This window comes from Shewanella sp. SW32 (genome assembly GCF_025653365.1).
Classification (GTDB): domain Bacteria; phylum Pseudomonadota; class Gammaproteobacteria; order Enterobacterales; family Shewanellaceae; genus Shewanella; species Shewanella oncorhynchi.
Genome location: NZ_JAKKSJ010000022.1, coordinates 54,765 through 70,013 on the forward strand (window position 1 = coordinate 54,765; position 15,249 = coordinate 70,013).

The window sequence follows — 15,249 nt, forward strand, 5'->3', positions numbered from 1 at the left end:
CCTTGTCAATTAATGCTTTCAGCACTTTATTAAACGTGCCCGTAGCTGAATTGTTATAGTTTTTGCTGTACTCTTTGGTGTCAGCAATGAAGTTGTAACACAAATATATCGTATGGTTAACACTTTTGCGGTAAAAAAGATGTTAATCACACTTTGCGGTTTGTTATGTTGTTTGCAGGTAGTTTGCTGTTTTTCCTGTTTAAGGCTTAACCGCTCTGACGATTGGGTTTTGTAGGCTGATCAAGGTTTCTGTTGATTGGATTTCATCGATAGATTGAATGCGATTGATGAGCACGTGTTGTAAGCCGTCGATGGATTGGCACATGACCTTTACGAAAATGCTGTAGTTGCCTGTGGTGTAATAGGCTTCGACGACTTCTTCGAGAGCGTTGAGTTTGGCGATAGCGGCGGGGTAATCGCCAGCGCTTTTAAGGTTGATACCGATAAAACAGCAAACGTCATAGCCTAGGGCTTTAGGGTTTACCGTGATTTGCGCACCTGTAATGATCCCCGCTTGCTTCATTTTTTCTACCCGAACATGGATAGTGCCGGCGCTAACGCTAAAGCGTTTAGCGAGTTCGGCAAAGGGTGTGCGGGCATCCTGCATTAGGGCTTCGAGGATATGATTATCGAGTTGATCGCGCTGAAATGCGGTATCCATAAATAAACTCTCTATAACGTAGTGAATTGTCATAAAGTTACGTTTTTTTATGGGGAATTGCTACCGATTTTGCCCGTATTATTTGATTTTAGTGATCATTGTTCGCCCAAAGGCTCACAAAAAGGGACTTTTGCGCTAAAAGTTATACTGACGCCCGAGTAGGGATGTTTGATGGTGAGCTCTGCTGCATGTAGTAATAGTCGAGGCGCTAAGGATTTTGCCAGTGAGTCGGCATAAAAACCATCGCCTAAGATCGGATGTCCTAGCGCCATCATATGCACCCGTAATTGGTGTGAGCGGCCTGTGATTGGCGTCAGTTTAACCAGCGTTGAGCGTTTGGCGCGGCTCATTACTTGATAGTGAGTCAAAGACGGTTTGCCAACAAGATGATCGACTTTCTGTTTAGGGCGATTTGGCCAGTCGCAGATCAGTGGATAATCAACGCTGCCAGTGTCATTTTTGACATGGCCTGCAACCCTTGCATAATAGGTTTTGCTGGTTTCTCTATCGTGGAACTGACGTTTTAATTCCCGCTCGGCGCTACGAATAAGGGCGACAACTATCACACCTGAGGTTGCCATATCGAGGCGATGGACGATTTGACAATGGGGATGCTCTGCTTTTACCCGGGCATAGACACTGTCATAATGGGCGGGGTCGCGACCGGGCACAGACAACAATCCTGAAGGTTTGTTGATGATGATAATGTCTTTATCTTGATAAAGAATATCGAGCCAAGGAGTGGTCGGTGGTTGGTAAATAAAATCAGTCATAAATAGTGCCTATTCGTCAATGCGGGGCAAAGATACTCTGCTAGGCTTGAGGGCGCAAGTGTGAGGCCAAAAGATCGGCTGTGCCATTATCCTTGCTGACAAAAGTAAAGCGGATTAGTTGATGATTTGCTGATAGAGCTGTATTTGAGTTTTTGTTATACTCCCGTCCTTTTCGTTAATGATCATTTTGAGTCTGTGAAGCCATGAGCCAGCCAGAGATATACACTCCCGAGAATCTTTCTCACGTCCATAACCGTCTTGAGTTATTGGCGCCTGCAAAAAATGCTGACTACGGTATCGAAGCCATACGCCATGGTGCCGATGCGGTATACATAGGTGGTCCTGCATTTGGTGCGCGGGCAACGGCGGGTAACAGTGTTGAAGATATCGCGCGCCTGTGCACTTATGCTCATCAATACCATGCTCAGGTATTTGTCGCCCTCAATACCATTTTGATGGATAACGAACTGGCCGACGCCGAAAAACTCATTTGGGAATTGTACGAAGCGGGAGCTGACGCGCTGATTGTGCAGGACATGGGCGTATTACAACTCAATTTGCCGCCGATTGCCCTGCATGCCAGTACCCAAATGGATAACCGCAGTCCAGAAAAAGTGGCGTTTTTAGAGCAAGTTGGTTTTTCTCAGGTGGTGCTTGCCCGTGAATTGGGCTTAAGCCAAATCCGTGATGTCGCCGCGCATACCAATATGCAACTCGAATTCTTTATCCACGGTGCTTTGTGTGTGGCTTACAGTGGTTTGTGTAACTTGAGTCATTCCTTTAGTAACCGCAGTGCTAACCGCGGTGAATGCTCGCAAATGTGCCGCCTGCCGGGGAATCTTAAAACACGTCAAGGGGATGTATTAGCGCAGAATGAACACTTATTGTCTTTAAAAGACAATAACCAAACTGAAAACCTCGAAGCGCTCATTGATGCGGGCATTCGCTCGTTTAAGATTGAAGGTCGCTTAAAGGATTTAAGTTACGTTAAAAACGTCACCGCGCATTATCGCCAAAAGCTGGATGCGATTATGGCGCGTCGCCCTGAGTTTAAGGCTTCATCCCACGGCCGCTGCGAACATAGTTTTACCCCTGATCCTGAAAAGACCTTTAACCGTGGCAGTACAGATTACTTTGTTAACGAACGTAGCCAAGGAATTAAAGATTTTCGCTCGCCCAAATACATAGGCGAAGAAGTCGGTAAAGTGGTCAGCATAGGTAAAGACTTTATCCAAGTGAGTTCGACCCATGAGTTTAATAACGGCGATGGCTTAGCGTTTTTCCCCGCGAATTTTGCTATGGCAAAACAATCCGATGACAAGCTGCAAGGCCTGCGGGTTAACCGCGCCGAAGGGTTAAAACTGCATATATTGCAGGTGCCAAAGGATTTAAAGGTCGGCATGACTTTGTACCGTAACCATAACCAAGCCTTCGAAGCCCTGTTATCGAAAGAATCTTCTAAGCGGATTATCGGCGTCGATTTACGGTTGAGCGACACCCAAGAAGGACTGGCACTGACATTGACGGATATCTATGGCCTTACAGCCACAGTGAATTTAGTGGTAGAGAAGACGCCTGCGACTGATGTCGATAAGACCTTACAAAATACTTGCACTCAGCTGGGTAAGCTCGGCAGTACCGACTTTGTTGCCCGTAGCATTAGTATCGATACGGCCCAAGCTTGGTTCTTGCCTGCATCTGTGCTCAATGGTCTGCGCCGTGATGGTGTGGCCGCTCTAGAGGCTGCTCGTGTGCAAGGTTATGTGCGTCCATTGCCGTGGAAGCATAATCAAGATGCAGTCTATCCCGTCAAGCATTTGAGTTACTTAGGTAATGTTGCCAACGAAAAGGCTAAGGATTTTTATCAACGCCACGGCGTAATTGAGATCCAAGACACCTATGAGAAAAATGGCGTCACCGAAGACGTGCCATTGATGATCACTAAGCATTGTCTGCGCTTTAACTTTAATTTGTGTCCGAAGGAAGTACCAGGCATCAAGGCCGATCCTATGGTGCTTGAAATCGGCAATGATGTGCTCAAGTTGGTATTCGACTGCCCTAAATGCGAAATGATGGTGGTCGGCGAAAACCGTCAAGTGCGAGGCCAGAAGCACCTTTAATATTTGTCATTAGGAGCATTGCCCGAGTGCAATGCTCCTAGCACCTATTCAGCTTGCATCTGCGCGCCTATAACAGCCTACTTCTCATTGATGTTGCTCTCACCATCGCCACTCCCATATTTTCATCAAAGCCCTATATTGCACATGCGGTAATGAGCAGATATCTTATTGAAAATAATATTAATAATAAGGGATATTAAAATGGGATTGTTAGACGGTTTACTCGGTAATGCTGCTGAGGTTGATTTACAGGAATTAGCCGAGGAATTAAGGCCTATCATGGGCATTCAAGAAGAATTAAAACTCGCCTACAAAGTGATCCGTGATTTGTTTATTTTCACCAATAAACGCCTGATCTTAATTGATAAGCAGGGACTTACAGGTAAGAAGGTTACTTACCATTCAATACCTTATAAATCCATTACCCATTTTGAAGTGGAAACGACAGGGCATTTTGATATGGATGCCGAGCTTAAAATTTGGATCTCAGGCCAGAGCGAACCTTTAGTCAAAGAACTCAAGCGTGGCACGGATGTCGTGGGTATTCAAAAGACTATTGCTACTTTTGCACTTTAGTTTTTTTGCACTTTAGTTTTTTTGCACTTTAGTCTTAGTGCTGCGACTTAGATTCATTTAGTGCTATCAAGCTTGGAATTGTTATCGCAAGCTGACGGTTAATGTGAGTAAGGTAAGCCAAGTTTTATCTGGGCTTACCTATCCTCGCTATCGAGTGTGATTCAAATCTGCTTGATTAATTTAACACTATCCTACTTGTGCTAGTGGAGTGCTCTATCGGTTCGCCCGCCATAGTATAGGTTTCGGAAAGCTTGAGTTTGCCTTGCTCATCGTATTGATTGTGGATGCCGACCCAGAATTGCTCCTGTCCCTGAATTTGTAAATTACCTTCTTCGGCAATCTGGCGATTGGGATGATAGCGTTTCATTGCATAAAGCTTGCTTTCATCATCAAATTTTAAGTGATAAGCCAATATGGGTTCTTCGGTGTGAGTGGCGACATCTGCTATTGTTTTATCTTCTCGCTGTTTTGTCGCGGTATTGCCATTGGGGGCGTGATACTTCTGACGAGATAAATATGCGTTATTTCTACTATTGCTAGCATGATGTTCGCTGTCATCCGTACGGTTATTTGGTCCGTTACTTTGCCCATCAGCATCGTCTTCATCATAGTCATAACTAGGATTTTCTGGGCTATCCCATTCAGGTTCTTCATCTTCCTGAGTTGCTATATTTTCATGAAAATCAAAGTAGTGACGGCTTTCTATCAGTTGGCCTTGTTCATCTAGCCAGGCTTCGCGGTACACTTTTCCTTGGGGCGTAAAACGTTGCCAGTGGCCGATATCGAGGTAACGACCATTAGTAATTTGGATTGTGCCAGTTTCTAAAATTAAACCTTGAGGGGATAAGGATTTAGAGCTAAATAAATCCCCTTGCGTACGGGTGAGTAACCAGCGAATGGCGCCATCTTCATAGTATTCGATGCGAGTATCGGCGATACCTTCTTGATAGTATTCCCTTTGATTATTATCAAGATTATAGCCGCAGCGGGTATTCGAGTGACTCTGATAGGATTCGAGGATCCCTTTGTTATTATAAAAGCTGGACTCTTTGAGGTAGCCTTGGCCATCACGAACTTCATATTCAGAAATTGTACGTATCGTGCCATCTTCATAAAACCAGCGAGCAGTGCCATCACGGTTGCCCTGTGTGTGCGGTAGGTACATCTGAATTTGCTGGTTTTCGTGGTATTCAATAAAAGGGGCTACCGAGAGGTTATTTTTATATTGGCCTTCGGCCGAAAGCACGCCACTTTTATAATAGCTTCTAAATAGACCTTCCCTGAGTCCCTTTTCAAGATAGATCTCAAGGGCGAGTTGACCATTGTCATGATACCAAAGGGCCATGCCTTGTTCTTTACCATCCTCAAAATAGATTTTTTCTTCAATTTGACCATTGGGATACCATTTTACATGTTCGCCATGTAATTGGCCTTCGGTATTGAAGGGTTCACGCCATGCAGGCTTACCTGAGTCGTAAAATTCTTCAATGACTTTGCCCGTCACATCGTTAAACACTTTTTGTTTAATCGCTCCATTGGGATGATACCAAACGGCTTCATATTCATAGCCTTGGTTGTAATATCTTTCAGCTTCTAGTGAACCATCAGGGTAATATTGTTTTTCAATTCCGTGGATAACATCTTGCACTAAGGGCCGGATCAGCTGTATTTGTCCAGATTCATAGTAGCGAGTTAACGTATTGATATAATAGCCATTGCTATCTTGTTCGGCGGTTTCTTTAAGCTGACCATTGCCATAAAAGTATTGAATAAATTGACCTTGGGGATGGCGATCTTCTATTTGATTGATCTTGCCCTCATGGTCATACCACGTTTGTGTTCCAAGTTGCTGATCATTAATAAAGTTGCCTTCAAATAACAGGGTACCTAGGGCATTAAATTGGCGGGTCACGCCATTACGTTCGCCAAAATAGTTTGAATCGACGGCTTGGGTAAGCCCTGGGCTTTGGGTGATGATTCTAAGTATACCCGCACCATCTTCAGCAGTGAGTTGGTGAAAAGTGCGGTGCAGTTGGCCTGTTAGGCTGGCGTAATCTTGAATATCGCCTTGCACTATATTGTCAGCATCGAGGGTAAAGTGGCTTATCAATAATGCATCGAGATTGTTAAGCTCAACTTGCCACAACGCCTTTATTTGGCTGTTCTTTTTGGGGGTGATACTGCACACTTTTACCTTGTCGAGCCAAAAGTGCTGCTCGGGGAAAGGGAATTGATTGCTGATTTCGAGGCGGTCGAATTCGGTATGGTGGAATTCGCAGCATTCATTGGCGTTTTCCCAGCCCAAGAGTTCTATGACTTGGGGCGTATCGTAGTGATAGAGAGTTAAGCCGTGGTCGGCATTTTCTTCGCAAGAAGCTGCGTCTGCCTTTGTCGCATGGATTTTTAAGCTGAAGTAGCGCTGGAATAGCGGTGCAGCGACTGACGGCTCCTGCGTTAAATCTTGTTCTTGGCTGAGTGTTTGTGATTCAGTTTGAAGATGAATGTCTTTTGGATCGCGGCTAGTTTGGTTTGAGGGAAATAACTTGGCTTTGAGTGCGCGAAACAACGACATTGGGGGAAATCTCCATATCCATATGTAAAACGATAGGCTTATCTGAGGGATACTCATGGCAACTGAGTATTTCTGTGCGCATATCATAGCGGTTTATGGATTCGTTTCTCAATGCTTGATTGCTCAAAATACCGTTTAATCAGAGTGGCACATTAATAAAAGCAGAGGAATAAAGACAAAATGCTTGATAACTTTTTTGCAAAATTACCCACAGATTTATCGGCCGAAGTGTTTGAAAAACTGGCGGGTAATGACACTGTGACCGTAGAACGCATCGTTTCCAATGGGCAAGCTACGCTCGAAGCTCAATGGTACGATCAAACTCAGCATGAATGGGTGATGTTACTTAAAGGCGAGGCGACACTCGAATTTGAACAAGGTGAACCCGTTACGCTAACCCCTGGTGATTACTTAACGATTCCGCCCCATCAAAAACATCGAGTCGCTTCGACTTCTATAAGTTCAGAAACCCTATGGCTCGCGGTATTTTACGATTGATTAGGGTTAAGGCTACAGGTTAACGATTCTGCCATAGCCAACTGGGCGTATTGAGTAAGTCTTGGCCTTGGATCTGCGTTTGGCCTAAGGTTTTGTCTAAGGCCAAGGTATTGCAGTGTTCAAATTGGCTTAAGGCATTAATAAGCCGATTAGCATGGGAAACCACCCACAACTGGCACTCTTCCGATACCTTAGCGATTAAGCGTGCAAGCGCAGGTAATAAGTCGGGATGTAGGCTAGTTTCTGGCTCATTTAACACCATAAGCTCTGGCGGCCTTGGGGTCAGTAGGGCGGCGATTAACAGCAAATAGCGCAGGGTGCCATCCGACAATTCACTGGCATTGAGTGGCCTTAATAAACCATGCTGATGAAATGCGAGCACTAAAATGCCGCCCTCTTGAGGTTCAATGCGAACCTCAGCACCGGGAAACGCATCGCTGACCGCATGGTCAAAAGCCGTTTTATCACCTATCTCAAAAATGGTTTGAATTGCTGATGCAAGGTCGCGCCCATCGTGGTGCAATACTGGCGTGGCTGTACCTAATTGTGGACGACGGGCTGGCGCTTCTGCATCGGTTCTGAAGTGATCGTAAAAGCGCCATGCGCGGATACTATCGCGAAGTTTTAGCACTTCAGGGCTGCGCTCTGGATCGGCAAGTTCGGTAAAAATACTGTCGCCGCTTTGCAGGTGTGCGCCTAAGGTTATCCAGCCTTGTCCGTCAGCACTGCGACTCTTTACCATCGGACCACGGCGCTCAACCAATACAGTTGAGGGTCGATACTTAGGTCCGTTCCAAATGGCTTCGCGCTTGATTTGTGGATCTAAGCCAAACAGCGTGGTGGCGTCGGGTTTAGGTAAACCGAGTTCAATAAGATAGCTAAAGTCCTCGCCAGCAAAGCCGAGCTTTAAGCGTTTTGGCGCTTGCCTGACGGTGGCTTCAATGGCTGTGTCGCCCGCTAGCATACTTTTGGTGGGGTTTTCTGGTCCCGCCCAAAAGCTGGAGTCGAGTCCGCCTTCTTGGGCTAAAGCATTGACAACGCCGCCTTGCGCCGTTTGTGCGAGTAAACGTAGTGCCTTGTATAGATTCGATTTACCACTGCCATTCGCCCCAGTGATCAAATTGAGTTGCCCTAGGGGTAAGACGATTTCACGCAGAGAGCGATAATTGAAAATAGCAAGTGTGGTCAGCATAGAATATCCAAGACTGAAACAAGCTGATAAGCCAGTAAATTTTTCGACAACGTAAATCAAATAGGGCGATAAAACAATGGCATTTACAGTAGCACTTTGTTGAGCACTCTTTGCCAGTTACCACCCATAAAACGGTCGCGATCAGTAGATTTAAAGCGCGCCTTGGCTAAGGCATCGTCGATACGGCTCATGCGATCGATATGATTCAGCTCGGGGATCACTACATGTCTGGGCTCTGCATCAAAACCTAGCACGCCTTTCGCCCTCAGGCTGTACCACCATTCTTGATATTCTTTAATGCCTTTGGCGTTGTCATTACCCAGTGCCAGTAGGTTTTCTTGGCCTCGGAGCGGGAAGTCATTAGCGATTGCCACGCAGTCCACTCCACCAACACGCATAACGTATTCCAGTTGTCGAATATAATCATCAATCGTGGGCACGGCATTATTGGTAAGCCAGAAACTCATCATAAATACGCCGAATACGCCGCCGCTATCGCCGATGGCGCGGATCACTTCATCGGGGGAACAACGGGCATGGTTGACTATACCGCGCGCTGCGCCGTGGCTTTGAACTATGGGTGATTTAGTGATTTTTGCGACATCTAAAGCGGTTTGAGCGCTGGAGTGACTCACATCGATCAAGATATTGGCGTGATTGAGTTTGGCGATAAGCTCGTGCCCGTGGGCCGTGAGTGGTTTATTGAGTCCGCCACTGGCATCACTGTCTAAGGCGCCACCAGCAAAGGTATTGCCGTAATGGTGGGTGAGCTGCAGTACGCGTAGCCCTTGTTGATGAAACTCATTTACCCGCGCCCACTGGTTAGCTTCACTGTCTTCTTCGACACAATCTGCGCCTTGGATTTGAAAGTATACCGCAGTGCGCTGGCTGTCGCGTGCACGTTGAATATCTCGTCCCCTCAGGCCTTGCAACAAAATATCGGGATGATCACTCACCCGTTTAGCGGCCTGTTTAATGCTTTCCATGCAAGCTTTATAAGTGCGTTTGTAGTTTTGAGTGCCATCGGCTTGTTCTATGGTCTCAATCGTCGAAATATCGCATATATAAGCATCGAGTTTAGAGGCTGTTACATCACTTAAGTCATCGGGAAGGAAGGATAAACCATCGACATATATCCGCCTTGGTTTGGCGGCAAAGCTTGGCATACTGGCGAGTGGACTTAATAGTGTTGCTGCGCCAAGACCTTTAAGAAGAGTACGACGGTGGTGATTGACTGCCTTGATGGGCATGCTCGGTTCCTATCAATAACTCAAATGTAACTTCTTTATACCTTTTTAGGGCGTAGAAGTCTTTGATTAAATCCCTTTTTTGGCCTTTTCCCCGAGTTGGAGTTGTGATGATTCGTTATTGCCAAGCGGTTTCAATTATCGCTGGTCGCAGTAAATGAAAACCCTTGGCCTGTGGCTATCGTGAAGCTATAGAGTGGCTTCAACCATTGCTTTTGCGAGTGAATTAAGGCCGTTGGTGCGTGATGGGCTGAGCTGACCTTCTAACCCCAATTGTTTGAAGTAAGCAGTAGGATCAAATGCTTGGATCTCATCTCGACTTTTGCCATGGCAGGCGCCAAGCAATAAGCCGATCAATCCCTTAACGATGCGGGCATCGCTATCGGCTAAATAATAGTGTTTGCCAGCCTGTTCGAGGTGATAAATCCACGCATCACTTTCACAACCTTTTACCTGAGCAGCTTCGACGCGAAGTTCTGGGCTTAAACTCGGTAAGTCTTTGCCTAGAAACATAATTTTTCGATATCTTTCCTGCCAGTTAGGTGCCTTGGTAAAACTTGCCAGCAAGGTCTCGGTATCTTGCACTGAATAGTGAAAATCGGCCTCGCTTGGCATAGGCATAGTCGAATCTGTCATAGGGCTAAATCCTGTCTCATTTATCTTGAGCATCGTATGAGTGGCGTAGATCAGTGGCTAAATGCTGGATTACAGCAGCAAGTCTTTTACCGAGGCTAACGCGGCAATAAAGCGGTCGATATCGTCTTTATTGGTGTAGATACCGATCGAGGCGCGGCAACAGCCCTTAAGATTCAGGCTCTGCATTAATGGCATGGCACAATGATGGCCACAGCGAACGGCAACCCCTTGTTGGTCCAGCAAAATGCCTACATCTTGGTGATGTTCACCGGCAAGATTAAAGGCGACGACGCCGATATTGTCATCAAAGGCGCCGTATAAATGCACTTCACCGAGCGCGCGCAATTGGCTTTGTAAATAGTTAACTAATTCAGCTTCATAAGCTTGAACCTGCGGTGTAAGCTCGGTTTGTAAAAATGTAATGGCCGCGCCCAAACCTATGACTTCGGCAATTGGCGGCGTGCCCGCTTCTAAGCGATTCGGCAGGCTGCCAAATTCTGTCGCCTCAAAACTCACGCGTTTAATCATCTCGCCGCCAGTTAATAGTGGCGCGAGATTATCTAAAGCGTCGAAACGGCCGTAAAGCACACCAACGCCAGTGGGACCATACATTTTATGCCCCGAGAAAACGTAAAAATCACAATCAATTTCAGTCACATCCAACGTTAAGTGCGCCACTGCCTGCGCACCATCAACTAAGGTTATTGCACCTTGGGCTTTTGCTAACTGAACTAACTGAGCCACGGGATTGACTGTGCCTAGGGCGTTGGACACATGGCAAAGCGCGACGATTTTTGGCTTTAACTCGAGCAAGGTTTTATAGGCGCTGACATCTAAGCGGCAAGCTTGATCGAGAGGGATTGGCTTAATCACCGCACCTGTGCGTTTCGCCAGCTCCTGCCAAGGTACGATATTGGCGTGGTGGGCGGCGGCGTCGATTAATATCAGATCACCAGCGTTGACGTGTGCAGTGAGTCCAAAGGCGACTAAGTTGATTGATTCTGTGGTGCCGTGGGTAAAGATGATTTCTTCGCGGCGTTCGGCCTTTAAAAATAGCTGCAGTTGATCGCGCACTTTTTCATAACTTAAGGTCGATCGCGCCGATAACTGGTGCGCCGCGCGGTGTACATTAGCATTGTCGTTAGCGTAAAACTGCGCCATGGCATCTAACACCATTTGCGGCTTCTGGCTGGTGGCTGCTGTGTCGAGATAACACAAGGGATAGCCATCAAGCATTTGATGTAACGCTGGGAATTGTGACCTAATTTTAGCATTGCGCTGCTCCGCTTCTAATGAACAAAGAACCGCAGTGGCATCAGGCGCGGCACTTGCCGAAGGATGTGAGGCAACAGTATTCGTCGCTGTGTGAGTCACAGCATTTGGCGTAGGCGATGCAGGTTGAGTCATAGATGAGGCTAAAGGCAATGAAAAAGGCCAAGGGATCTTCTGTGATCTGCCATGTTAATGCAAGTTTTAGCGGTTTGTTGAGGCGTTGACATCGGAAGGCGGTATTGAGCGTCTAATTACACCAACGTTTGTTCAAACTTCTGCCCTCTGGTATTTCGCGCGCCTTAAATGGGTTTTGACTTTCTAACATATCATCGAGCTTAGCTATGATGCGATTTTTCTAATGTTTAAGTTTTTCTTTTAAATTCAGCTAATACTTTAGGCTCAATTCAACCACCAAAAGTGAAAACTGCGACTATTCTCAATGGGACGTCCTTTGATATCGGTGTTTGTAGGAGACCCGTTTTATGGTGCAGTTTTTAAAAGATTTACGGATTAAACATAAGATGATCGCCCTCGTTGGGGTGATGTTAGTACTGATCCTGATTTTGTCTGGTTTTAGTCTGCTGAAGATGCAGCGAGTTTCTGAGGAAATCCAAGGCATTGCAAAGGAAAATATTCCATTAGTGAGATTATCAACCGACGTCACTATTAAGCAGCTCGAAAGCTCAGTCATTTTAGAAAAAGCGTTTCGTGCGGCGGACATTGAAGCCGCATCGAGTCAGCCCATTTTAGCGGCGTTTATTGCGGATGTTATTCAGCATAAAGAAGACATTAATAAGGAGTTACTCTCGACTCAGTCTATGCTCAGTGAGGCATTAAAAAAGGCTAAAAATCCGCAATTACATGAAAAAACGCAGCAGTTAAATCAAGATATTGGCACGATTATTCAACGTTTTGGTGACTATGAAGCTTTACTTGCCACTGTCATCACTGGAATCCAGAAAAAAGAAGAGCCAGCTGCCTTAGCTAAGCGGGTTGAATCCTTAGAGGTCACGCAAAATGAATTTAATACTGAGCTAAGTCAGTTCGTTGAGCGTTTAGAGCAAATGACCCAAACCGCGGTTTCTGTGACTGAGGACGAAGAGCTTAGGGCGATTTATGGCTTAACGATTATTTCTATCGTGTCTTTAGTCATAGGCTTATTGATTGGCATCGCTTGCAGTCAATACATGGTCAAATCTATCAATCGGTTACGTAATTCTGCCGCTAAGATGGAACAGGGTAACTTTAACCAAGAGCTGCGCGTCGATTCTAAGGATGAACTGGGTGAACTTACCGTCAGTATGAATCAAATGGCGTGGACCTTAAGTAAAACTGTTGGCCAAGTGATTGCTCGAAGTGAAGAAATTGCCTCTATGGTGACTGAGCTTAATGCGGTGGCCGAGAATAATCGTGAGGCCATGTTGAGGCAGCAGGATAACACCGACCAAGTCGCCGCCTCTATGACCCAAATGGCAGCAACGATCACTGAAGTGGCGAGTAGTGCAGAAACCGCTTCTTACTCAGCGGGACAAGCCGAGCATAAAGTGAAAGAAAGTTGTGAAGTTGTCGATGCGAGCGAAAAAATATCGAAGCAGTTGGTTGCCAGCGCCCAGTATTCGAATCAACTTATTCAACAGGTTCAAGCGAGTACTGGAAAAATCCTCAACTTTGTTTCTGTGGTCGATGCGATAGCGGGGCAGACGAACTTATTAGCTTTGAATGCATCGATTGAAGCGGCGCGGGCGGGAGATCAAGGTCGTGGTTTTGCTGTCGTTGCCGAAGAAGTGCGGGCATTGGCAACGCGCAGTCAAACGGCCACGCAGGAGATCAGCGATCTTATCCAAACACTCGTGAAAGATGCCAAATCTTCAGTCGAATCCTTCGCCAATAACGATAAGCAAATCAGTGAGTCATCACTGCTCGTTAATCAAGCCAAGCAACACTTATTTGAGATTTTAGATGCGTTGACTGAACTGACTCAGGCTAATACTCAAGTCGCGACCGCCAGTGAGGAGCAAGCCGTGACCGCCGAAGATATTAGTGAGCGCATTAATGCGATTCGTGATTCGGGTGAATTGGTACTCAGCAGCGCTAACGAAACCGCGAAAGCCAGCGAGTCACTGTCTAAGCAGGCGAATTCATTGAGGGAAACGATGCAGCAGTTTAAGGTGCGAGTTGTTTAAATGTATTTGCCCATAATTCAGTGTGCCAACGACTGACAGCGGTTAACTTAACTGCGCCACTTCATCTTAGCTTGAGCCTCATTTGTGTCTTAACTCAATGTGAGGTATGTGTATCCCCAAACAATTTGAAGATGCAGGATTCAAGTTGTTTGGGATATAGGTCTCTCTTGTTATCCGACACACAATTGCCGTAAAAATGATACTGGTTGTGCAGTGACTTGCAACAAACTGTTGTAATATGTAGCGCTAAATAACGACTAAAAATGTGAATTAAATGGGCATGCGTATTCTTTGGCTTCTTGTGTTAACGCTGAGCATTCTTCCTAGAACCGCTGCAGCATCAGATATTGCGAGCAGTGTTACTGGAGGAGCTAATCGCCTTGCAGACGGCGGTGATTTTGAGCTGGGCATGAGTGTTTACGGAATTAATCAAGTCGATGTTCGGCAAACGGATTCAGGTTCTGCACAGTTGTCGCTGTTAGTCAGTGGCATGTACCAGTACAAAGGGCTGTTTGTTGAGATGATCCATCAATCTCAAGATGGCATTAATTTGGGATTTAATCTTTGGAGCTCAGAGGATTGGTCATTAGAACTGCTATTGGCTAACTTGCAAGGTTCATGGTCCCGTCCTGATGTGGATCCCAGTACGCTGGATGAAGCTGGCCGCAATGCTTATCTACTATCGGAAGATTCTCTCTATATTGGTGCCGGTTTTCGTGCCACACGTTATTGGGGCGATAACTATGTTTTTCAGTATAGGTTAGTATCTGATTATTATGATGATCAAGGTATTCAAAGTTCTGCAAGATTGGGTAAGTCCTGGCAGGTTCGTAATTGGAATTTTCACGTATTGGGGAGCGTAGGTTACTCATCTGCCACCTTGAATCGCTATCTTTTTGGGATCAGTAAGGAAGAAGCCACTGAACGCTTTCCTGAGTATCGGCCGGATAGCTCTTTCAGTTACGGCATGGAGTTAGGAGTTGCTTATCCGCTGAGTGAAAATTTTGTCTTTCGGGCTATGTATCGCTTCAATGTGTTATCCCAAGAAGTGACCGACAGTCCCTTCAATCAAGCGAGTTATACATCGTATTTTAATGCTTCTCTTAGCTATGTATTTTAGGAGGAGGGCATGAACCGATTTAATCCATTGTTAGCGGTAGTGATGCTGAGCGCGCCTTTTTTGGCTTGGAGTCAGGATGATGCCGTTATTTTTACCGCAACCCCAGAACGCTGCATTGCACTGCATAAAGGGCAAACTTGCTATCAAGATGTATTGTTCCGATGGCAGACACCCGCGAGCGGCGAGTACTGCCTCATACTGACAGACCGTCAGCACCAGTTAACCTGCTGGACTGGCAAAGCTTTGCAAGAATATCAATATAGTTTTGAAGGGGATAAAACGGCGACTTTTAGTCTTATCCGTAATGATGATGTGCAACCGCTCGCGCAAGTTAAAGTGGTCGTGACATGGGTTTATAAGGCCCCTAAACAGAGTCAGTCTGGTTGGAGGTTATTCTAA

13 protein-coding genes are annotated in these 15,249 nt (G+C 45.9%); 6 read left to right on the plus strand and 7 right to left on the minus strand.

Annotated elements, in window-relative coordinates:
* Nucleotides 1-199: 199 nt before the first annotated feature.
* Both asnC and rluA read right to left on the minus strand, forming a co-directional pair.
* A complete protein-coding gene (gene asnC / locus L5M28_RS14270; RefSeq protein WP_006080290.1) occupies nt 200-661 on the minus strand; it encodes a transcriptional regulator AsnC in 462 nt (153 codons plus the stop codon).
* A 95-nt stretch (nt 662-756) separates the two neighbouring features.
* On the minus strand, nt 757-1,434 hold the full coding sequence (rluA, locus tag L5M28_RS14275; RefSeq protein ID WP_263198096.1) for a bifunctional tRNA pseudouridine(32) synthase/23S rRNA pseudouridine(746) synthase RluA: 678 nt from the start codon (nt 1,432-1,434) through the stop codon (nt 757-759).
* A 203-nt stretch (nt 1,435-1,637) separates the two neighbouring features.
* Between rluA and L5M28_RS14280 the strand changes: the two genes are divergently transcribed.
* Both L5M28_RS14280 and L5M28_RS14285 read left to right on the plus strand, forming a co-directional pair.
* Nucleotides 1,638-3,554 (plus strand): peptidase U32 family protein, encoded by a 1,917-nt coding sequence (locus L5M28_RS14280; RefSeq protein ID WP_263203680.1) that lies wholly within the window; start codon nt 1,638-1,640, stop codon nt 3,552-3,554.
* A 201-nt stretch (nt 3,555-3,755) separates the two neighbouring features.
* Nucleotides 3,756-4,130, plus strand: coding sequence for a PH domain-containing protein (locus L5M28_RS14285; RefSeq protein WP_105250128.1), 375 nt, complete (start codon nt 3,756-3,758; stop codon nt 4,128-4,130).
* Nucleotides 4,131-4,305: 175 nt separating this feature from the next.
* On the opposite strand, the gene L5M28_RS14290 is transcribed toward L5M28_RS14285, so the two are convergent.
* Nucleotides 4,306-6,702: a toxin-antitoxin system YwqK family antitoxin gene (locus L5M28_RS14290; protein ID WP_263203681.1), complete on the minus strand. Its 2,397-nt coding sequence runs from the start codon at nt 6,700-6,702 to the stop codon at nt 4,306-4,308.
* 180 nt (nt 6,703-6,882) lie between these two features.
* Between L5M28_RS14290 and L5M28_RS14295 the strand changes: the two genes are divergently transcribed.
* Nucleotides 6,883-7,200 carry a cupin domain-containing protein gene (locus L5M28_RS14295; RefSeq protein ID WP_198572856.1) on the plus strand — a complete coding sequence of 106 codons (318 nt, stop codon included), beginning with the start codon at nt 6,883-6,885 and terminating at the stop codon, nt 7,198-7,200.
* A 19-nt stretch (nt 7,201-7,219) separates the two neighbouring features.
* Here L5M28_RS14295 and L5M28_RS14300 read toward each other — a convergent pair whose 3' ends face one another.
* The 4 genes from L5M28_RS14300 to L5M28_RS14315 form a co-directional block, all read right to left on the minus strand.
* Nucleotides 7,220-8,392, minus strand: coding sequence for an AAA family ATPase (locus L5M28_RS14300; RefSeq protein WP_173497297.1), 1,173 nt, complete (start codon nt 8,390-8,392; stop codon nt 7,220-7,222).
* An 83-nt stretch (nt 8,393-8,475) separates the two neighbouring features.
* Nucleotides 8,476-9,642 (minus strand): dipeptidase, encoded by a 1,167-nt coding sequence (locus tag L5M28_RS14305; protein ID WP_263203682.1) that lies wholly within the window; start codon nt 9,640-9,642, stop codon nt 8,476-8,478.
* Between the two features lie 186 nt (nt 9,643-9,828).
* A complete protein-coding gene (locus L5M28_RS14310) occupies nt 9,829-10,275 on the minus strand; it encodes a SufE family protein (RefSeq protein WP_263203684.1) in 447 nt (148 codons plus the stop codon).
* Nucleotides 10,276-10,344: 69 nt separating this feature from the next.
* Entirely contained in the window at nt 10,345-11,682 is a 1,338-nt protein-coding gene (locus L5M28_RS14315) for a cysteine desulfurase (protein WP_263203685.1), read from the minus strand.
* A 347-nt stretch (nt 11,683-12,029) separates the two neighbouring features.
* On the opposite strand from L5M28_RS14315, the gene L5M28_RS14320 reads away from it, so the two are divergent.
* The 3 genes from L5M28_RS14320 to L5M28_RS14330 all read left to right on the plus strand — a co-directional run bounded on the left by L5M28_RS14320 (nt 12,030) and on the right by L5M28_RS14330 (nt 15,249).
* Nucleotides 12,030-13,730 (plus strand): methyl-accepting chemotaxis protein, encoded by a 1,701-nt coding sequence (locus tag L5M28_RS14320; protein ID WP_263203687.1) that lies wholly within the window; start codon nt 12,030-12,032, stop codon nt 13,728-13,730.
* Nucleotides 13,731-14,010: 280 nt separating this feature from the next.
* Complete coding sequence (locus L5M28_RS14325) at nt 14,011-14,850, plus strand: MipA/OmpV family protein (RefSeq protein ID WP_173497927.1); 840 nt, start codon at nt 14,011-14,013, stop codon at nt 14,848-14,850.
* Between the two features lie 9 nt (nt 14,851-14,859).
* A complete protein-coding gene (locus L5M28_RS14330; protein WP_173497302.1) occupies nt 14,860-15,249 on the plus strand; it encodes a DUF3019 domain-containing protein in 390 nt (129 codons plus the stop codon).